A 19987-nucleotide genomic window follows, 5' to 3' on the forward strand; every position below is an offset into this window, starting at 1 on the left:
TCCCGCTACCGACTGCCATCGTCTGCCTCCGGTTCCATTTCCGTCAGACTGGTACGAACGGTCAATCGAATCGGCTCGCGGACCACCGGCGAATCCCGTAGCGCGCTTGTAGTCAGTTGCACTATCAACGTCTTATCTTCCGACGCGACGATTCGGGACCGGCAGATACTGTCGAGAGGGCCGAATTCGTGAGCGAATTCCATTGCCAGTGTCCCCGCGATACCTGACCCCTCTACCGCCGCCGTGAGCTCTCGGCTTCGTTCGTGACATCCCGGTACCGACTGCAACTGCTGCTCAGCCAACATCATGAACACCTCACCGCAGTCCAGCACGGCCTCGACGCGATGCATTGTCAGTACCGCATTGGGGCAGAACTCGTCCGCACGTGGATCACTGCGACATACCCAGACGGCTAACCCGGCAGCAGATTCGTACGGTTCCCAGCCTGGAGGCAATGCCACTTGAACCGCGCAATCGGGATACTGATCGACGGGGATCACCTCGATAGCTTGCTGGATAACAAACTCATCGAACCGCATCGCCGCCACCAGAAACAGAGCCCCGCGAAGCAGCAAGCGTCCTAATCGTCACTCCCACAACCACTCAACCGCCTTCGAGGCTCCAAGCGCGGCGAACGCCCCTACGCCGGCGCCGACGACCAGGCCCACCGCCGTCCCGGCGCCCGGGATGACCGATCCAATCGCCCCACCCGCGACGACATCGGCGAGAAAGCCGCCAGCTGCGCCGCCAGCGACAAGTGCAGCCCCAGTACCCGCCGCCTCGCGGGTGACCGCCTCGGGGACGGAGTTGCCGTCGTGGATATCGGACATCACCGCCGGTATGGCGCTGGCCGCGCCCACCACTCCGCCGACGCGCGAGATTCCCCGCAGCTCGACGCCGCCGATCTTCATGTCCTCCAACCACTTCAGCAAGCCCGGGTCGGCCTTGCCCGGACCGGTACCGGGCGACTCGTTGATCAAGTTCAGCGCCGCCTGACGTACCCCGTCCGCCGTTCCGCCTGCGATTGCGCCGGCACCGCCGATCAACAGATCGGTCTTCGACGGGACCCAGTGGTTGCCGTTTTCCCCAGCCGACTCGGCGCCCTCCGAGGAGGTCGGTAGCAACATGTCGCTGAGCGAGCGCGGCGGACTACCCGCGGTACTGGTCGGTGCACCGGGTGGAATCGGCGTCTTCCCTGCTGCCATGTTGATGGCATTGGCCAGCGCCATGTCGACGAGGTTGGCTTCGGCCACGATCTTGTCGAGCCGGGGTTGCAGTTGCGCCTGCTTCAATTCGGCCTCCATCGGGTTGCGAACCTTCGGGCCGGGCAGCACGGTGTCGGAGATCGGGTCGATCTCCATGTCCAAAGACTCAGCATCGGCTTTCAGGCTCGCCAGCTCGGACTTGATGCGCTCGATGTTGTCCGCCGCGCTAGCCGCCGCATCGGCCACCCCCGACGCCTCGTTGCCATGCGCGTCGAGATCTTTGCGGGTCTGGCCGATCGCCGCCTTGGCCGCATCCGCCGCCTGTCCGCCCCAACTCTGGAAAGCGGGCAAGCTCGCCAGCCCGGCCGCTGCATCGAAACTGGCCTGGGCGCGACTGCTCGCAGCGTGGAATACCTCCCGTACGTCGTCCGCATTCCAGCGCTCGATGTCGGCAACCGTCAGCGCCACCGGTAGCTCACCCGTCGGTCCGGCCGATAAGCACGTTTGCAGCCTGAGCCGGCGCCGCCAGCGCCTCGCTGTGTCGCTGTTCCATCTCGGCAAAACCCTCAGCACTGGCATGCAGCCCCTGAGCGTGATCGCTGATCTTGTTCAACAACGCGGCCGTGGTGGTCAGCCATTGGTCGGAGAGGGCACTCATCGCCAGCGCCGAAGCGCCGTGCCAGCCAATCAACGCCGCATCGATTCGGCTCGCCGCGGCCTCATGCGCGGTCGCAACATCCTCGCCGTGTCCAACCACCGCGGCAGCCGAGGCCGCAACATCACCGATATTCACCTGAAGCGACATCACATCCCCCATCAGACGTGGACGCTTCTGGATATCAGCAAACGACGCTAGGGGGCCAGTCACCCTGGGGTGGCCCGGCCACACTCACAGCAAACTGACAGCGGTGCGGTCGCCAGCTCCGGGTCTACTGCGGTTCGGAACCGTGCCGCGGGGCGTACTGCGGATCGGCCGGCGGTGCCTGCTGCTCGGACAGCGGCGGATACGACACCGGCGGTGCGGTGATCTGCGGCGGCGGCGGAATCGGGGCGGCACCCACCGGGGGCACGGTCGCGCGAGCTTCGGCCTCGGCCTTCGCCACCGCCTGGGCGATCGCCGGATCGGTCTGCGTGTCGAACCAGTCGGCGACCTCGGCTGCGTCTTCCTCGTCGGATTTGACCGGATGGTCGTCAACCGGGGACGGCGTGTACCGGAACACCCCGTCCTCTCCGGGTGCGCCGAGCATCTTGGTGAAGCCCTGCAGCGCCGAGCCGAAGTCGCTGGGCACCAGCCACACCTTGTTGGCCTCGCCCTTGGCCATCTGCGGCAGCGTCTGCAGGTATTGGTAGGCCAGCATCTCCGGCGTGGGCCGGCCGGCCTTGATCGCGGCGAATGTCTTCTCGATTGCCTTGGCCTGGCCCTGCGCCTGCAGGTAGGACGCTGCTCGCTCACCCTGGGCCCGCAGGATGCGGGACTGCCGCTCGGCCTCAGCGGCCAGGATCGCGGCCTGCTTGGCACCTTCGGCCGCCAGGATCTGGGCCTGCTTCTGACCCTCGGCCTGCTTGATCGACGCCTCCCGGCTACCTTCCGCGGTGAGGATCATCGCGCGCTTCTCCCGGTCGGCACGCATCTGCTTCTCCATCGAATCCTGGATGGACGGCGGCGGGTCGATGCTGCGCAGCTCGACCCGGGCCACCCGAAGACCCCAGCGTCCGGTGGCCTCGTCGAGCACACCGCGCAGCTGCCCGTTGATCTGGTCGCGGCTGGTCAGCGTCTGCTCGAGGGTCATGCCGCCGACGACGTTGCGCAGCGTGGTGGTGGTCAGCTGCTCGACGCCGACGATGTAGTTGCTGATCTGGTACACCGCCGCCTGCGGATTGGTGACCTGGAAGTAGACGACGGTGTCGATGTTGACGGTCAGGTTGTCCTCGGTGATCACCGGCTGCGGCGGGAAGGAGACCACCCGCTCGCGCAGGTCGACGCGGGCGCGGACCTTGTCGATGAACGGGATCAGCAGTGTGAGCTGGCCGGAGACCGTCTTGCTGTAGCGCCCCAGCCGCTCGATCACGGCCGCCTCCGCCTGCGGGATCAGGGCGACAGACTTGGCGACGACGATGATGGCGAACACCACCAACACCGCCAGCAGAACCAAACCGGCTATGGCACCGTCCATGACGGGTTCTCCTTACTCGTTCTTCCAGACGACCGCGGTGGCACCGTCGATGTGCATGACAGTGACGTGGTCGCCCGGCTCGTAGACATCGTTGTCGTTGAAGGGCCGCGCCGTCCAGATTTCGCCGTCGAGTTTCACCTGGCCTTCATGGCGCGCGACCCGGTCGAGCACAAGCGCGCTCTTGCCTTCCAGCGCCTTGACCGGTTCGGGCAGCCCTTTTCCGGCGGTGAACTTCCGGCGTAGCGCCGGGCGGACGAGTGCCAGAAGTACGACCGAGACCACCAGGAACACCGCGCCGTCGGCCCACACCGGCCAGTCGAGCAGCCAGCTGGACCCGGCGGCGGCCAATGCCCCGCCGGACAGCATCAGCAGGAACATGTCACCGGTCAGCGCTTCGGCACCGGCAAGGCCCAGCGCGAACACGAGCCAGATCAGCGCCGCGGGCATACTGCCAGGGTACGCGGCGGCTGATCCCGCAGTTGCGGAAAGCCGGTTCGGTGCCGAACCACTACACTGCGAGCATCATGTGGTGCCCAAGTGTTTCGCTCTCCGTCTGGGCCAATGCCTGGCTCGCCGGCAAGGCCGCACCCGACGACGTCCTTGACGCTCTATCAGCCTGGGCGCCAACGCATTCGGTGATCGCCTACGATTCGGTGGCGGCCGGCCATACCGGCCTGCCGTGGCCCGATGTCGACGATGCGGGTGCGGTCTCGCTACTGCAGACGCTGCGTACCGTCGCCGGTCGTGCGCTCGAAGCCGGGCCGCCCGCGATCAGCGTGGCGCTGCCGGTGCCCGGGGATGTCCGCGGCCTGGCGGCCGGCACCCAGTTCCAGAGCGACGCCCTGTCGGCCGGTGAGGCGATCATCGTCACAAGCCCGGTCGGCGACACCATCGGCCTGGTCCCCGATTTCGAGTACGACGACACCGACGACGAACTGCCGGACTGCGATCGGCATCCCGAACTATGCGCGCTGTCCTGGACGGTGTACTCACTACCGTCGCGCCCCGTCGTCGATCACCTCGACCTCGGCGAGGCGGAATACGGTCTGCGCTCGGCGGTGCGTTCGGCCGCCGAGGCGCTGGGCGCGCTGCAACTCGAGGCCGCGGACGGTATCGACGATCCGCGCGGGCTGGTCGAGCAGGTGCTGGAGACCGGTCGCCACCACCGCGCGCCTGATCACGCTCCGACGCGGGCGCTGCGGGTGCTCGAGAACGCCGCGCACGTCGACGCGATCATCACGGTCAGTTCAGGACTCATGCCGATCGGCACGCAGAGCGCGTCGGAGGCTCAGATCGCCAGCGACGCACTGCGACCGCTGGCGGCGGTCGTGCGCTCGGCGCGGATCGCCGCGGTCACCGCGATCCTGCACTCGGCCTGGCACTGAGCTCACACGCGGGCGTGCAGAACGCGCCGTTGACGCTGCAGCCGTACCCCGGAACAGGTTGATCTCCAACCACTCTCGCGGGTTCTCCGCCGTCCCGTACTTCGTCGACGAGGTCGAGGACCAGCTTCGCGAACCGGCGCTGGGCATTGGGTGTCGAGGCCCGCGCCAGCGCGACGCCGAGGCCCTCGGCCTGCTCGCGCAGTTCGCTGTCCAGGTCCCACACCACCTCGATGTGGTCGGCGACGAAGCCCACCGGGCAGACCACCACGGCCTTGGTGCCCGCTTCGGCCAGCACTGAGAGGTGATCTCCCACATCGGGTTCCAGCCACGGCACCTGCGGCGGCCCGGATCGGGACTGCCAGACCACGTCGTAGTCGTCGTAGCCGGCCGCGGCGGCCACCAGGGAGGCGGCGTAGCGGACCTGGCGGGCATACAGGTCGGGACCGCAGCGATCGGCGGCCCGCACCGGTATCGAATGCGCGGTGAACACCAAGCGGGCACCGTCCCGGACCGGGTCGGGCAGCGTCGCGGCCGCTGCCGCGACGGCGTCGGCGAACATCGCCACCAGTAGTGGGTGGTCGAAGAACTGGCGCATCTTGACCAGTTCCGGGGCGCCGTCACCGACCGCCGCACGGGCCCGGGCGATGTCCTCCTGGTACTGCGTGCACCCGGAGTACCCGCCCCACGCCGAGGTGGAGAACACCGCGGCTCGCCGCACACCGTCGGAAGCCATTGCGGCAACGGTGTCTTCGACCATGGGATGCCAGTTGCGGTTGCCGAAGTACACCGGCAGCTGTTCACCGCGCTCGGCGAGTTCGGCGCGCATCTCCTCGATCAGCGCGCGGTTGATCCCGTTGATCGGTGAGACCCCGCCGAAATGCAGGTAGTGCTCGGCCACTGCGGTCAGCCGCTCCGGCGGTATCCCCCGGCCGCGGGTGACGTTCTCCAGGAACGGCATCACCTGTTCCGGCCCTTCCGGGCCACCGAACGACAGGATCAGCAGTGCATCGAATGTGGTGGACACGGTGGCGGAGTTAGAGCAGTTGGGTGCTGGCGCCGCCGTCGGCGAAGATGATGGTTCCGGTGGTCGCGGGCAGCCAATCGGACAGCAGCGCGCACACCGTCTTGGCGACCGGCGTCGGGTCCTTCATGTTCCAGCCGAGCGGGGCACGCTGATCCCAGCCCTCCTCCAGCAGCTGCATCTGTGCGCCGGCCTCCTCGCCGAGCGCGCCACCGACGATGGCACTCATCGCCAGGGTGCGGATCGGGCCTGCCGCAACGAGATTGGAGCGCACACCGACCTTGCCCGCCTCGCGGGCGACGAACCGGTTGACCGACTCCAGCGCGCTCTTGGCCACTGTCATCCAGTTGTAGGCCGGCATCGCGCGGGTGGGGTCGAAGTCCATGCCGACGATCCCGCCGCCCGGATTCATCACCGGCAGAACGGCTTTGGCCAGCGAGGCGTACGAATACGCCGAGATGTGAATGCCCTTGGCGACGTCCTCGTACGGGGCGTCGAAGAACGGGTTGACACCCATGCCGGTCTGCGGCATGAACCCGATGGAGTGCACCACGCCGTCGATCTTGTTGCCGTCGCCGATCACCTCGGTGATCCGGCCGGCCAGCGAATCCAGGTGCTCCTGGTTCTGCACGTCGAGTTCGAGCAGCGGCGCCGGGTTCGGCAGCCGGTCGGCGATCCGCTGGATCAGCTTCATCCGGTCGAAGCCGGTGAGCACCAGTTCGGCGCCGGCTTCCTGCGCCACCTTGGCGATGTGGAACGCGATGGACGAGTCGGTGATGATCCCCGTGACGAGGATCCGCTTGCCTTGCAGAAGTGTCATGTGAAGCCCTTCCTTATGACTTACTAGTGGCCCATGCCCATGCCGCCGTCGACCGGGATCACCGCGCCGGCGATGTAGCCGGCGTCCTCCGATGCCAGGAAGCTGACCGCGCCGGCCACATCCTCGGCGGTGCCGACCCGCTTGGCGGGGATGAAGTCCAGCGCGCCGGCCTGGATGCGCTCATCGAGCGCGCGGGTCATCTCGGTGTCGATATAGCCCGGCGCCACCACATTGGCGGTCACGCCGGCCTTGGACAGTTCGCGGGAGATCGACCGCGCCATGCCGATCAGGCCGGCCTTGGCGGCCGCATAGTTGGCCTGGTTGCCGATCCCCCACATGCCCGATACCGAGCCGATGTAGATGATCCGCCCAAAACGCTTGCGCTGCATGCTGCGCGACGCCCGCTGCGTCACCCGGAACGCGCCGGTGAGGTTGGCGTTGATGACGTCGTGGAAGCGTTCTTCGGTCATCCGCATCAGGAACGCGTCTTTGGAGATGCCCGCGTTGGACACCAGCACCTCGACCGGTCCCTGGTGCTCCTCGACTTCGGTGAACGCCCGGTCGATGGCCGCGGTGTCGGTGACGTCACACTCGACGCCGAACAACCCCTCGGGGGCCCCGGAGCCGCGGTGGGTGACGGCGACCTTGTGTCCGTCGGCAGCCAGTCGCTTCGCGATCGCCAGGCCGATACCCCGGTTTCCACCGGTGACCAGGACGGAACGGGAGACAAACGGCGGTTTGACGGCCGGTGCGGCGTCGGCCGATTCTGCGGCGGCGGTTTCGGACATGGGAGTCAACTTAATGCCTGCCGTCGGCCGGACCGAAATCCGCCACCGGCGATTTCACCGACATCAGCCGGGCAGGCGCCGGTTGACCAGCAGTGCGGCCAGCGCCGCGAGGGCCAGGACCAACGCACCCAGCCGCAGCCAGCCCGTGCTGGCGTCACCTTTGGTGGTCTCGTAGCCGATCTGATCCTGCAGTGAGGTGAAGACCTCCTTGAGCTGCTGCAGGCTCGATGCGGTGTAGGCGTTGCCACCGGAGAGCTCGGCGATCTTCTTGAGCATGTCGTCGTCGACCGGGACCGGCTGGCGCTGATCGTTGATCTCCACGTAGCCGTACGGGGTGCCGAACGACACCGTGGAGATCGGCACGCCCTGATCCTTGGCCGTGCGGGCGGCGGTGAACGCGCCCTTGGGGTTGTCCGGGTTGGACGGCACGGTTTCCTTGCCGTCGGACATCAGCACGATTCGGGCCGGCGGCGGGGTGTCACCGCCGCCGATGACGGCGCCGACGGTGGCGATCGCCTGCAGCGAGGTGAAGATCGCCTCGCCGGTGGCGGTGCGGTCGGCCAACTGCAACTTGTCGATCGCGTTCTTGGTGGCTTCCCGGTTGGTGGTCGGCGACACCAGCACGGTCGCGGTGCCGGCATAGGCGATCAGGCCCAGGTTGATGCCCGGGGTCAGCTGGTCGGCGAACTGCTTGGCGGCCTCCTGCGCGGCGGCCAGCCGGCTGGGCTCGACGTCGGTGGCGCGCATCGACTGCGAGACGTCGATGGTCAACATCACCACCGCGCGGTTGCGCGGGATCCGCACGTCGTGTGTCGGTCCGGCCATCGCGATCGTCAGCAGCACCAGCGAGGCGATCAGCAGGATCGCCGACAGATGCCGCCACTTGTTGGGCCGTTTGGGCGCAACACTTTCCAGCAGTTCCATGTTGGCGAAGCGCAGGAACCGCTTCTGGCGGGCGAACTGCACGACGACGTAGAGCCCGACCAGTCCGGCGATGACGAGCAGGAACAGGAAGAACCACGGGTGTTCGAAGCCGCCAAGCGTCATCGGCCCGAGCAACGGCAGGGTCATTGGCTGCCCGCCAGTGCACCGCGGCGACGGGAGGCGACGAACCGCACGATGTCGGCGATCCAGTCGCGGTCGGTGCGCAGAGTCATCAGCGGTGCGCCGCAGCGGCGCAGGGTGCGCGCCACTTCCTCGCGGTGCACCGCGGCGGCGCGGGCGAAGTCGGCGCGCAGTTGCTCGTCGATGGTGAATTCGCGGGTGACCCCGGATTCGGTGTCCTGCAGGATCACATCGCCGACCGGGGGCAGTTCGACGTCACGCGGGTCGAGCACCTCGATGCCGAGTACCTCGTGGCGCGCGGCGATCGCGCGTAGCGGCCGCATCCAGGTGATCGGGCCGAGGAAGTCGCTGACCACCACGGCCATCCCGCGTCGGCGTTCGGGCCTGCGCAGCGCATCGATGGCCGCGGCCAGATCGCCGCGCACCCCGGCCGGGGCCTGCGGCATCGTGGCGATCGTCCGCAACAGAGTCTGCTCGTGCATCCGGCCGGACAGCGCGGGCACACGGGTGATCTTGTCGCCGTTGGCGATGATCGCACCGATCCGGTTGCCGCCACCGCTGTTGAGGTAGGTGATCGCCGCCGCGGCGGCCACCGCCAGGTCGCGCTTCTCGCAGCCGGTGGTGCCGAAATCCAGGCTGGCCGACATATCGACCACCAGCCAGGTCTCCAGCTCCCGATCGGCGATCATCTGCCGAACGTGTGGGTGGGTGGTGCGGGCGGTGACCGACCAGTCCATCCGGCGCACATCGTCGCCGGGCTGGTACATCCGCGACTCGCCGGGCTCGGAGCCCGGGCCGGGGATCAAGCCGAGATGGTCACCGTGCAGCACGCCGTCGAGCTTGCGTTTGACCGTGAGCTCGAGGGTGCGCAACGCCGCCGAGAGCTTGGCGTCACCGATCTCACCGCGCTGAAAGGACGGCGGGTGGACGGTTTCGGAGTCGCTCACCGACCGTTGGCACCCGCCCCGGCGGGAACCACCGGCGGCGCCGAATGCCCTTGCTGCGGAACGGCATTCACCTGAGGCAGCGCGACGGTCTGCAGGATGCGGTTGATCACCGTCTCGGCCTTGATGTCGTCGGCCAACGCGTCGTAGGTGAGCACCAACCGGTGACGCAGCACGTCGGGGATGACGTCGATGACGTCCTGCGGGATGACGTAGTCCCGGCCGCGGACCAGCGCCAGCGCGCGGGCGGCGGCGATGATGCCCAGCGACGCACGCGGCGAGGCGCCGAACGCCACCCAGGCCTTGACGTCGGCCAGACCGAACTGCTCGGGCCGCCGCGTCGCCGTGACGACCCGAACCACATAGTCGACCAGCGCGTGGTGGACGAAGTTGTTGGCCGCGACGTTCTGCAGGCGCAGCAGGTCGCCGGTCTCGAGGATCTGCTTGGGCTCCGGCGGGGTGACACCCATCCGGTAGATGATCTCGCGCTCTTCTTCCGGCGACGGGTAGTCCACGTTGATCTTGAACAGGAAGCGGTCGCGCTGGGCTTCCGGCAGCGGGTAGACACCCTCGTTCTCGATCGGGTTCTGGGTCGCCATCACCAGGAACGGCTTGGGCAGCTCGTAGGTCTTGCCGCCGATGGAGATCTTGCGCTCGGCCATGACCTCAAGCAGCGCCGACTGCACCTTTGCCGGGGCGCGGTTGATCTCGTCGGCCAGCAGGAAGTTCACCACGACGGGGCCTAGTTCGATGTCGAACTCTTCCCGGCCCTGGCGGTAGATGCGGGTACCGATGATGTCCGTGGGTACCAGGTCGGGGGTGAACTGGATGCGGGCGAAGGTGCCGCCGACCACCTTGGCGAAGGTCTCGACCGCCAGCGTCTTGGCGACGCCCGGCACACCTTCGAGCAGCACGTGTCCCTTGGCAAGCAGGCCGACCAGGATCCGCTCGACCAGTTGGTCCTGGCCGACGATGATGCGCTTGACCTCGAAGATCGCCCGTTCCAGGGTGTTCACCTCGCCGGCGAGACCATTACCGCCCGACGGTGGGGCGGCCGGGGCTCCGCTCGGCCCGGCAAACGATCCGGGGCCTGCGGGCGACCCACCTGGTGACGTCATCGACTTCCTCCACGAGCTGTTGGTTTTGGCGGGCACGCCGTGCCCTGCCACAACTATTCCAGGCGTTCTCAGATCCGTCGACGTGCCCCATTCGCTGGCGCGTCAGATCGGCACGGCCCGCGCGGACTCTCAAGTCTCGATGATGCGCGTCAGGTACGGCGTCATACCCGCGGTGCGGACGGGGCTGACGGTCACGTGACCGGCCGCCGACGACGCCTCGAGCATCTGCCCGTTGCCCAGGTAGATGGTGACGTGCTGGGTGCCGCCGGGTCCGTAGAAGATCAGATCGCCGCGCTTTGCCTGCGACGGCGGGATGTGCCGGCCGGCGTTGTACTGGTCGCCGGAGTACTTGGGAAGCTGCACCCCGACGCCGGCGAAGGCGTAGCGGGTGAAGCCCGAGCAGTCGTAGCCCACCTTGCCGGCGTCTTCCTCCACGCCGGCACTGGGCCCGTTGATCGCGCCGCCACCCCAGGAGTACGGCACGCCCTGCTGCGACGCACCCCGGGCGATGACGTATTCGATTGCCTGCGGTCCGCGTACCCGTCCGCCGGCCAGCGCCGACGGCGCGCCGCCGAAGCCCAGACCAGACAGGAACCTGCGCCCCAGGTCCATGGTCGCCTGGGCGGCCTGCTGAGTGACCTGCAGCGAGGCGTTGGCCATCGCGACCGGATCGCCGGGCGCTCCGGCACTCAGGATCTTGGGCAGCGTCGGATCCCACTCGCCCGGATCGGCATTGGCCGGGCTGGCGATGCCCAACCCCAACGCGAGTGCCGTCAGGATCGTCCCGACGAAGAGCCGTCGAGAAGTGTTGCGAGACATGGGGAAAACTCCGTCAGTATTCGATGTAACGGATGACGAACGGTGTCATGCCGCTGGTGCGCACCGGTGAGATCTTGACGCTCGAGCCGGTGTAGGGAGCCTCGAGCATCTGGCCTTGGCCCAGGTAGAGCGTCACGTGCTGGCTACCGCCGGGGCCGTAGAAGATCACGTCACCGCGCCGCATCTGCGACGACGGGATCTTGCGGCCCATGTTGTATTGCGAACCCGAGTAGTGCGGCAGCTTGATGCCGACGCCCGCGAACGCGTAGAGGATCAGCCCGGAGCAGTCGAACCCGACTGTGCCCGCGCCGCTGTCGATACCGTTGCTCGGCCCGGTGGCGGTGCCGCCACCCCAGGAGTACGGCACGCCCATCTGGGACATCGCGCGCTTGATGACGTACTCCGACGCCTGGGCGCCGTACACGTAGGGAATCGCGCCGTTGGTGATTCCGGTGTCGTCGGGCTTCAGGATGCCGAGCTTCTGCAGGAAGGTCTTGCCCATCTGTTTGGTCGCGTTCAGCGACGACGACGAGATCTGCAGGACCGCGTTGATGATCTGGATCGGGTCGCCGGAGACGAAGGCGCTGGGCACCATCGGCAGGGTGGTGTCCCACTCAGAGGCACTGCCGTAGGGCGGGATCGTCCCGCCGCCCGGCGCCTTCGGCGAGCCGGGGGCGGCCGGGTCCCAGCGATCCCCCGGGGTCGCCGGGCCGGTCGCCGCCGATTGTGGTACCGCCGCAGGCGAACTCGCGGGCGCCGACCACTGCCGGGCGGCGTCGAGCTTGTCCTGGGCGGTCTTGCGTTCGGCCGCCAGCCGGTTGATCTCGGCCTGCTGGTCGGTGAACGTCTGCTTGGCCGTGGTCAGCGCGTCGACCGCGGACTGCTGGCTGGCCTCGGCGTCGGCGAGGGCTTTGTCGGCGTTGTCCTTGGCCAGCCGGGCCGCGGACTCCTGGTTGATCTGTTCGGTGCGGGCCCGCTGCAGGTCGGTCATCACTTGCTGCGAGCTGACGGCCAGGGTCTGACCGGCGGAGGCGGTGGACAGAATGTCTTCGGGGTTGGTCGCCATGACCAGCGACGCCGACGGCCCGTTGATGTAGGTCGCGGCGGCGAACGTGTCGAATCGCTTCTGGGCGTCGGCAATTGCGGCGTTGGCGTCCTTGACGCCCTGGGCGCTGGCGTCGACCTTCTCCTGGGCCGCGGCCGCCGCGTCACGCGCGGTCTGGACGTCGACGAGCGCTTTGTTGACGCTTTCCTGCTCGGCTTGCACCTTGGCGCCGATGTCCTGCAGCCGCTGGTTGGCGTCGGCCACATCGGCGATCAACCCGGCGATGGTGGTGGGTGCGGCACCGGGCTCGGCCTGGGCCAGTCCGGGCATCGTGAACGTCATGGCGACGCTGAGCGCCAGCGGGCCCATCGGCCTGGCGATCCGAATGGCCGGCCGGACAACAGAGCCGCGAAGGGAACGTCTCATTCGACCCGGGTCTCCTCTGCTTCACACGTGCAGTCACGCCAGCAACAGATGTCACATGAGTCACATCATTAACAATGGCGACAGTTGCACCGTACGTCACATTTGTCGCAGAGGAAACTTCCGGCAAGAATTACATGTTTGTCATTTACGGGATGTTGCCGAAAAGTAATCTTATTGATTTGCCAGGGATGGCTATTTTCCCTGTTCAGATGCCATATCGCTTGGTTGCGAACGGCGAGCTCGAAGCTGCAGAACTCGGGTCAAAACAGCCGCTACAGCCACCCCGATCACTAGCGAGATCGTTAATCCCATCCACGGAAAGTCGGGAGTTTGCAATTGGTCGACAAATGCCTGCGTGCCGACCACGGGATTGGGTGCCGTCTTCGCCACGTCCTGGCCCGCCTCGAGGAGGACGCGGTCATAAGTGGTGCTGTAGGTCCCGGCCCAGCCGGGGCTGAGGACGAGCACCGTCGAGCCGGGATTGTCCTGCCCGATCTCGGTGGCGATATCGCGCAGCGGGGTGTCTATAACCGGGCTCGTGTCCAACACGACGACCTTGAGATCGATGCCGTGTTCCCTGGCCGAGGCCACCACCTTCTGCAGGGCGGCGGCATCGGTGGCCGGTGCGGCGACACCGTCGGCGGCCACGTCGGCCTTGACCGCGGCCAGACACTGGTCGACCGGGGTCGACAGGTCAAGCCCGACACTGCTGCACACCTCCACCGGGATGAAGGTCGGCGCGTGCGGAATCGTCACGATCCGAAACGGTACCGCGCGCCCCACCCCGGGGGTGGCACCACGCGCCGGAGAAGACAAGACTGGGGCTTGGCCCGCTGGCGATGGCGGATACCCATCCGCCGGCTTAGCAGGACAGCCGTACTGTTAGTATCGAGACCGGTGTCGACACAGCCCGTCGGCATCGAGGACAACGCCGGGAGTTGATGTGAGCAGCGAAAATTCGTCGAATTCGTCCCTGAACACTTTCGAAGCGCGCGACACCTTGAAGGTCGGCGACAACAGCTACGAGATCTACCGCCTCGACGCGGTTCCCGGCACCGAGAAGCTTCCCTACAGCCTCAAGGTGCTCGCCGAGAATCTGCTGCGCACCGAAGACGGCGCGAACATCACCAAGGACCACATCCAGGCCATCGCCAACTGGGATCCCTCGGCCGAGCCGAGCATCGAGATCCAGTTCACCCCGGCGCGGGTGATCATGCAGGACTTCACCGGCGTGCCGTGCATCGTGGACCTGGCCACCATGCGCGAGGCCGTCGGCGATCTCGGCGGCGACCCGCAGAAGGTCAATCCGCTGGCGCCGGCCGACCTGGTCATCGACCACTCCGTCATCGCCGACCTGTTCGGCACCGCCGACGCCTTCGAGCGCAATGTCGAGATCGAGTACGAGCGCAACGGCGAGCGCTACCAGTTCCTGCGCTGGGGGCAGGGCGCCTTCGACGACTTCAAGGTGGTGCCGCCCGGCACCGGCATCGTCCACCAGGTCAACATCGAATACCTGGCCTCGGTCGTGATGAACCGTGACGGCGTCGCCTACCCGGACACCTGCGTGGGCACCGACAGCCACACCACGATGGAGAACGGCCTGGGCGTGCTGGGCTGGGGCGTCGGTGGCATCGAGGCCGAGGCCGCCATGCTCGGTCAGCCGGTGTCCATGCTGATCCCCCGTGTCGTCGGCTTCAAGCTCTCCGGCGAGCGCCGGCCGGGCGTGACCGCCACCGACGTGGTCCTCACCGTCACCGAGATGCTGCGCAAGCACGGTGTGGTCGGCAAATTCGTCGAGTTCTACGGCGAGGGCGTCTCCGAGGTGCCGCTGGCCAACCGCGCCACGCTGGGCAACATGAGCCCTGAATTCGGTTCGACGGCAGCCATTTTCCCGATCGACGACGTGACCATCGACTACCTGCGGATGACCGGCCGCGAAGAGAATCAGCTCGCGCTGGTGGAGGCGTACGCCCGAGCGCAGGGCATGTGGCATGACCCGAGCCGCGAGCCCAAGTTCTCCGAATACCTCGAACTGGACCTGTCCGACGTGGTGCCCTCGATCGCCGGACCCAAGCGCCCCCAGGACCGCATCGCCCTCGACGACGCGAAGTCGGCCTTCCGCAAGGACATCCACAACTACGTCGAGGAGAACCACCCGGCACCGCACACCACGCTGGATGAGGCTGTCGAGGAGTCGTTCCCGGCCAGCGACCCGGCCGTACTGAGCTTCGCCGACAACGGTGCCGAGCCGCTGCACTCGGCGGCGGTCGGCGCCGAGGGGCGGCCCACCAAGCCGGTCACGGTGCGTTCGGACGACCGCGGCGAGTTCGTGCTCGACCACGGCGCCGTGGCGATCGCCGCCATCACCTCGTGCACCAACACCTCCAACCCCGAGGTGATGCTGGGCGCCGCACTGCTGGCGCGCAACGCCGTCGAGAAGGGCCTGACCTCCAAGCCGTGGGTCAAGACCACCATGGCACCGGGCTCTCAGGTGGTCACCGACTACTACGAGAAGGCCGGGCTGTGGCCGTACCTGGAGAAGCTGGGCTTCTACCTCGTGGGCTACGGCTGCACCACCTGTATCGGCAACAGCGGTCCGCTGTCCGACGAGATCTCGGCCGCCATCAACGAGAACGATCTGTCGGTGACGGCGGTGCTGTCGGGCAACCGCAACTTCGAAGGACGCATCAACCCCGACGTCAAGATGAACTACCTGGCCTCGCCGCCGCTGGTGATCGCCTACGCGCTGGCCGGCACCATGGACTTCGACTTCGAGGCCGACCCACTCGGTACCGACTCCGACGGCAACCCGGTGTTCCTCAAGGACATCTGGCCGACGCAGAAGGACATCTCCGACACCATCGCCTCGGCGATCAGCCAGGAGATGTTCCGGAAGAACTACGCCGACGTCTTCAAGGGCGACGAGCGCTGGCGGAACCTGCCGACCCCGTCGGGCGACACCTTCGACTGGGATCCGAAGTCGACGTACGTGCGCAAGCCCCCGTACTTCGACGGGATGCCCGCCGACCCGGTTCCGGTCACCGACATCACCGGCGCGAGAGTGCTTGCCCTGCTGGGCGATTCGGTGACCACCGACCACATCTCCCCCGCCGGCAACATCAAGGCCGGGACGCCCGCAGCGCAGTACCTCGACGGGCACGGAGTCGACAAGAAGGACTACAACTCCTACGGCTCGCGGCGCGGCAACCACGAGGTGATGATCCGCGGCACCTTCGCCAACATCCGGCTGCGCAACCAGTTGCTCGACGACGTCTCCGGTGGCTACACCCGTGACTTCACCCAGCCGGACGCGCCCCAGGCGTTCATCTATGACGCCGCGCAAAACTATGCGGCGCAGAACATTCCGCTGGTCGTGCTGGGCGGCAAGGAGTATGGCTCCGGCTCGTCGCGGGACTGGGCGGCCAAGGGCACCAGCCTGCTGGGTGTGCGTGCGGTGATCACCGAGTCCTTCGAGCGCATCCACCGGTCGAACCTGATCGGCATGGGCGTGATCCCGCTGCAGTTCCCCGCCGGTGAGTCGGCGGCGTCGCTGAAGCTGGACGGCACGGAGGTCTTCGACATCACCGGGATCGAGGAGCTCAACAACGGCAAGACGCCGAAGACCGTGCACGTCAAGGCAGCCAAGTCCGACGGCAGCGCCATCGAGTTCGACGCCGTGGTCCGCATCGACACCCCCGGCGAAGCCGACTACTACCGCAACGGCGGCATCCTGCAGTACGTGTTGCGCAACATGCTGCGGACCGGCTAGCCCGAGGTGCCCAGGGTCAGCGAGGATCATCTGGCGGCCCGCCGCCGCCAGATCCTCGACGGCGCACGGCGCTGCTTCGCCGAGTACGGCTACGAGCAGGCGACCGTGCGCCGGCTGGAGCAGACCATCGGTATGTCGCGCGGTGCGATCTTCCATCACTACCGCGACAAGGACACGTTGTTCTTCGCGCTGGCGCGCGAGGATGCGGCGCGGATGGCCGAGGTCGCCGCGCGCGAAGGCCTCATCCAGGTGATGCGGGACATGCTGGCCGCGCCCGATCAATTCGATTGGCTGGCCACACGATTGGAGATCGCCCGCAAGCTGCGCAACGACCCGGTGTTTCAACAAGGTTGGGTGGAGCGCTCAGCGGAACTGGCGTCGGCGACCTCGGAGCGGCTGCGCCAGCAGAAGCAGGCGGGCCGGCTGCGCGACGACGTGGCGCCCGATGTGTTGCAGTGCTACCTGGACCTGGTGCTCGACGGACTGGTCGCGCGGCTGGCGACGGGCGAGGACCCTGCGCGGCTTTCGGCAGTGCTGGATCTGGTGGAGGATTCGGTACGGGCTACCGACGCGTGACGTGGTTGGGGCCGCCGCGACTGCGCATGGCGGTCCCGGACTCGCGCAACAACGCGTGGATCGAGCCGTACGAACGGCCCGTCGACGCCACCAGGGTGCGAATGCTCGCGCCGCCCTCGTAAGCGTTTCGCAGAGTGTCCAATAACTGGTCTCGAGCTTCGTTGGGCTTCCTCATGATCACCCTCCCCGGTGGATCCGCGCCGATAGCCCACAGAGTAGAAGCGTGGATCGGCGAGTTGGGGGGAATGACCGAAATCGTCTATGCCAGTTGTCAGGCGAGCTCGATGAGGTCCCGATACTCGTCGGACCAGAAGTCCTCGGTGCCGTCCGGGAGCAGCACCACCCTTTGCGGGTCGAGCGCTTCGGCGGCGCCCGGATCGTGGGTCACCAGCACGACTGCACCCTGGTAACTGCGCAGCGCGTCGAGAACCTGTTCGCGCGACGCGGGATCGAGGTTGTTGGTCGGCTCGTCGAGCAGCAGCACGTTGGCCGTCGAGGCCACCAGACCCGCCAGGGCGAGGCGGGTCTTCTCGCCGCCGGAGAGCGTGCCTGCCGGCTGCTCGAGCTGCGGACCGGTGAACATGAATGCGCCGAGCAGTCCGCGCAAATCCTGTTCGCCGGTGTCAGGGGCGGCGTGGCGGATGTTCTCCCACACCGTCGCGTTGTTGTCGAGTGTGTCGTGTTCCTGTGCGAAATAACCGATCTTGAGCCCGTGCCCGGGCTCCAGTCCGCCGGCGTCGGGGGTTTCGGTGCCCGCGATCAGCCGAAGCAGCGTGGTCTTACCGGCGCCGTTGAGGCCCAGCACCACGACGCGTGATCCGCGGTCGATCGCCAGGTCGACGCCGGTGAACACCTCGAGTGAGCCGTAGTTCTTGGTCAGGCCCTTGACCACCAGCGGCGTCTTACCGCACGGCGCCGGCGTCGGGAACTTGATGCGGGCCACCTTGTCGGCCACCCGCTCGGCGTCCAATTCGGCCATCATCCGCTCGGCGCGGCGCAACATATTCTGTGCGGCAACGGCTTTGGTGGCCTTGGCACCCATCTTGGCGGCCTGCGTGCGCAGCGCGCCGGCCTTCTTCTCGGCATTGGCGCGTTCGCGGCGCCGGCGCTGCTCGTCGGTGGCGCGGGCGTCGAGATACTTCTGCCAACCCATGTTGTAGACGTCGGCCTCGCCCCGCACGGCGTCCAGGAACCACACCCGGTTGACCACGTCAGCGAGCAGGTCGACGTCGTGGCTGATCACCACGAGCCCGCCGCTGTGGTTCTGCAGGAAGCCCCGCAGCCAGCCGATCGAGTCGGCATCGAGGTGGTTGGTGGGCTCGTCGAGCAGCAGGGTGGTGGCCGAATTCGCTCCAGCGGCACCACCTTCCGCGGCGGCGAACAGAATCCGGGACAGCTCGACGCGCCTGCGCTGGCCGCCGGACAGGGTGCGCAGCGGCTGGGTGAGGACCCGGTCCGGCAGACCGAGGCTCGCGCAGATGCGTCCCGCTTCGCTTTCGGCGGCGTATCCGCCGAGGGCGGCGAAGCGTTCCTCGAGTTGGCCGTAGCGGCGCACCGCCTTGTCGCGCGCGGCCTCGTCGACCACCTCGGCCATCAACACCTGCTGCTTCTCCAGATCCGACAGCAGCGTGTCCAGGCCGCGCGCCGACAGGACCCGGTCGCGGGCCAGCACGTCGAGATCGCCTTCGCGCGGATCCTGCGGCAGGTACCCGACGTCACCGGTGCGCATGACAGTGCCCGCGTACGGCTCGGCCTCCCCCGCCAGGATCCGCATGGTCGTCGTCTTGCCTGCGCCGTTGCGGCCGACCAGACCGATGCGGTCGCCGGGCTGGATGCGCAGCGCCGGGCCTTCGGCGAGGAGCAGTGTGCGCGCGCCGGCGCGGACCTCCAGGTCCGTTGCGGTGATCACGCGCGCACTACTCCTCGGCTACTTGTCGTCGGTGAAGACCGGGGCGCGGTTCTCGGCGCGCGCAGCGACCGCCTCTTCGAAGTTGGCGGTGAGCAGGCGCACATAAAGCTGCCCGAGGCCTTCGGCCTGCATATGCCCTTCCAGGCTACCGGCGTCCAGTCCACTCCACAGCGTCCGCTTGGTCAACTCGGTTCCGGGCCGGGAGAACGCCGCGATGCGGGCAGCAATCTCGAAGCTGGCCGGCAGCAGCTCCTCGTCGGGCACCTGGCGGGACACCAGTCCGATCCGTTCGGCCTCCTGCGCGTCGACGTCACGCCCGGTGAGCATGATCTCAAACGCCCGCGACGAGCCGATCGCCCGCGGTAACAGGTAGCTCAGGCCCAGTTCACTGGCGGTGAGCCCGTTGTTGATGCCGGCGGCGCGGAAGTACGCGCCACTGGCCGCCACCCGAATGTCGGCGGCCAGGGCCAGACACAACCCGCCACCGATGGCCGCGCCGTTGACCGCGGCGATGATCGGCTGGTGCAGCTTGCGCATGGCGAGAATCACATCGTCGAGCACGTCCATCGAGCGCAGCCCGAACGACGGGCGGGTCAGCCCGGCGACGTGCGGCACCGATCCGGCGGACTTGTGGTCGGCGCCCGAGGAGAATCCCCGGCCGGCGCCGGTCAGCACCACCGCACGCACGTCGTTGTCGTGCTTGAGATCGGTGAGAACTTCCCGCAACGGCAGCATGACGTCGAACGCCATGGAGTTCATCCGCTCGGGTCGGTTCAGGGTGACCAGAGCGATGTTGGGCTGCGGCTTTTCGACGAGGACGAAACCTGTGTCACGAATCACCCGTGCACGGTAACCCGTGTCACTCCTTAGCCTCAATCCGTGGATCGACCCTGTTGAGGTCCGGTCAGACTGATTTTGCTGTG

Annotated in this window: 20 protein-coding genes; 3 read left to right on the forward strand and 17 right to left on the reverse strand. The window is 67.4% G+C overall.

The features are described from left to right. Window positions 1–5: 5 nt before the first annotated feature. The 5 genes from CRM90_RS14995 to CRM90_RS15015 all read right to left on the reverse strand — a co-directional run bounded on the left by CRM90_RS14995 (window position 6) and on the right by CRM90_RS15015 (window position 3826). Window positions 6–575: an LpqN/LpqT family lipoprotein gene (locus CRM90_RS14995; protein ID WP_233209330.1), complete on the reverse strand. Its 570-nt coding sequence runs from the start codon at window positions 573–575 to the stop codon at window positions 6–8. Window positions 576–587: 12 nt separating this feature from the next. Beyond that, entirely contained in the window at window positions 588–1673 is a 1086-nt protein-coding gene (locus CRM90_RS15000) for an Rv0964c family protein (protein ID WP_102807730.1), read from the reverse strand. 7 nt (window positions 1674–1680) lie between these two features. After that, entirely contained in the window at window positions 1681–2010 is a 330-nt protein-coding gene (locus CRM90_RS15005) for a WXG100 family type VII secretion target (protein WP_158249021.1), read from the reverse strand. A 124-nt stretch (window positions 2011–2134) separates the two neighbouring features. Then, window positions 2135–3379, reverse strand: coding sequence for an SPFH domain-containing protein (locus tag CRM90_RS15010; RefSeq protein WP_102807732.1), 1245 nt, complete (start codon window positions 3377–3379; stop codon window positions 2135–2137). Between the two features lie 12 nt (window positions 3380–3391). Continuing rightward, window positions 3392–3826 (reverse strand): NfeD family protein, encoded by a 435-nt coding sequence (locus CRM90_RS15015; protein ID WP_102807733.1) that lies wholly within the window; start codon window positions 3824–3826, stop codon window positions 3392–3394. Window positions 3827–3903: 77 nt separating this feature from the next. Between CRM90_RS15015 and CRM90_RS15020 the strand changes: the two genes are divergently transcribed. After that, entirely contained in the window at window positions 3904–4764 is an 861-nt protein-coding gene (locus CRM90_RS15020; protein ID WP_102807769.1) for an Rv1486c family protein, read from the forward strand. Here the strand turns inward: CRM90_RS15020 and CRM90_RS15025 are convergent. From CRM90_RS15025 to CRM90_RS15065, 9 genes are all read right to left on the reverse strand, one after another. Further along, window positions 4733–5788 carry a ferrochelatase gene (locus CRM90_RS15025; protein WP_102807734.1) on the reverse strand — a complete coding sequence of 352 codons (1056 nt, stop codon included), beginning with the start codon at window positions 5786–5788 and terminating at the stop codon, window positions 4733–4735. The two genes, CRM90_RS15020 and CRM90_RS15025, sit on opposite strands and share 32 nt — an antisense overlap. Before the next feature lie 10 nt (window positions 5789–5798). Beyond that, entirely contained in the window at window positions 5799–6605 is an 807-nt protein-coding gene (inhA, locus tag CRM90_RS15030) for an NADH-dependent enoyl-ACP reductase InhA (RefSeq protein WP_102807735.1), read from the reverse strand. Between the two features lie 23 nt (window positions 6606–6628). Next, window positions 6629–7393 carry a 3-oxoacyl-ACP reductase FabG1 gene (gene fabG1 / locus CRM90_RS15035; protein WP_102807736.1) on the reverse strand — a complete coding sequence of 255 codons (765 nt, stop codon included), beginning with the start codon at window positions 7391–7393 and terminating at the stop codon, window positions 6629–6631. Between the two features lie 63 nt (window positions 7394–7456). Continuing rightward, window positions 7457–8464: a VWA domain-containing protein gene (locus CRM90_RS15040; protein ID WP_102807737.1), complete on the reverse strand. Its 1008-nt coding sequence runs from the start codon at window positions 8462–8464 to the stop codon at window positions 7457–7459. Then, window positions 8461–9405 carry a DUF58 domain-containing protein gene (locus CRM90_RS15045; RefSeq protein ID WP_102807738.1) on the reverse strand — a complete coding sequence of 315 codons (945 nt, stop codon included), beginning with the start codon at window positions 9403–9405 and terminating at the stop codon, window positions 8461–8463. The genes CRM90_RS15040 and CRM90_RS15045 overlap by 4 nt, the downstream gene beginning before the upstream one ends. Next, window positions 9402–10520 carry a chaperone MoxR1 gene (gene moxR1, locus CRM90_RS15050; protein ID WP_102807770.1) on the reverse strand — a complete coding sequence of 373 codons (1119 nt, stop codon included), beginning with the start codon at window positions 10518–10520 and terminating at the stop codon, window positions 9402–9404. Before moxR1 ends, CRM90_RS15045 begins: the two co-directional genes overlap by 4 nt. A 129-nt stretch (window positions 10521–10649) precedes the next feature. Beyond that, window positions 10650–11339: an NlpC/P60 family peptidoglycan endopeptidase RipB gene (gene ripB / locus CRM90_RS15055; protein ID WP_102807739.1), complete on the reverse strand. Its 690-nt coding sequence runs from the start codon at window positions 11337–11339 to the stop codon at window positions 10650–10652. 13 nt (window positions 11340–11352) lie between these two features. After that, window positions 11353–12810: an NlpC/P60 family peptidoglycan endopeptidase RipA gene (gene ripA / locus CRM90_RS15060; RefSeq protein WP_102807740.1), complete on the reverse strand. Its 1458-nt coding sequence runs from the start codon at window positions 12808–12810 to the stop codon at window positions 11353–11355. Window positions 12811–13002: 192 nt separating this feature from the next. Next, window positions 13003–13566 carry an Rv1476 family membrane protein gene (locus tag CRM90_RS15065; protein ID WP_102807771.1) on the reverse strand — a complete coding sequence of 188 codons (564 nt, stop codon included), beginning with the start codon at window positions 13564–13566 and terminating at the stop codon, window positions 13003–13005. A 187-nt stretch (window positions 13567–13753) separates the two neighbouring features. Between CRM90_RS15065 and CRM90_RS15070 the strand changes: the two genes are divergently transcribed. Beyond that, complete coding sequence (locus CRM90_RS15070; RefSeq protein WP_102807741.1) at window positions 13754–16579, forward strand: aconitate hydratase; 2826 nt, start codon at window positions 13754–13756, stop codon at window positions 16577–16579. A gap of 6 nt (window positions 16580–16585) precedes the next feature. Beyond that, on the forward strand, window positions 16586–17155 hold the full coding sequence (locus tag CRM90_RS15075; RefSeq protein WP_102807742.1) for a TetR/AcrR family transcriptional regulator: 570 nt from the start codon (window positions 16586–16588) through the stop codon (window positions 17153–17155). Here the strand turns inward: CRM90_RS15075 and CRM90_RS15080 are convergent. The 3 genes from CRM90_RS15080 to CRM90_RS15090 all read right to left on the reverse strand — a co-directional run bounded on the left by CRM90_RS15080 (window position 17142) and on the right by CRM90_RS15090 (window position 19949). Then, a complete protein-coding gene (locus CRM90_RS15080; protein WP_102807772.1) occupies window positions 17142–17330 on the reverse strand; it encodes a helix-turn-helix domain-containing protein in 189 nt (62 codons plus the stop codon). The genes CRM90_RS15075 and CRM90_RS15080 overlap by 14 nt on opposite strands. Before the next feature lie 96 nt (window positions 17331–17426). Beyond that, entirely contained in the window at window positions 17427–19064 is a 1638-nt protein-coding gene (locus CRM90_RS15085) for an ABC-F family ATP-binding cassette domain-containing protein (protein ID WP_102807743.1), read from the reverse strand. A gap of 18 nt (window positions 19065–19082) precedes the next feature. Next, window positions 19083–19949 carry an enoyl-CoA hydratase gene (locus tag CRM90_RS15090; RefSeq protein WP_502693277.1) on the reverse strand — a complete coding sequence of 289 codons (867 nt, stop codon included), beginning with the start codon at window positions 19947–19949 and terminating at the stop codon, window positions 19083–19085. Window positions 19950–19987: the final 38 nt, after the last annotated feature.

It is taken from the genome of Mycobacterium sp. ENV421 (assembly GCF_002887815.1).
Classification (GTDB): Bacteria; Actinomycetota; Actinomycetes; order Mycobacteriales; family Mycobacteriaceae; genus Mycobacterium.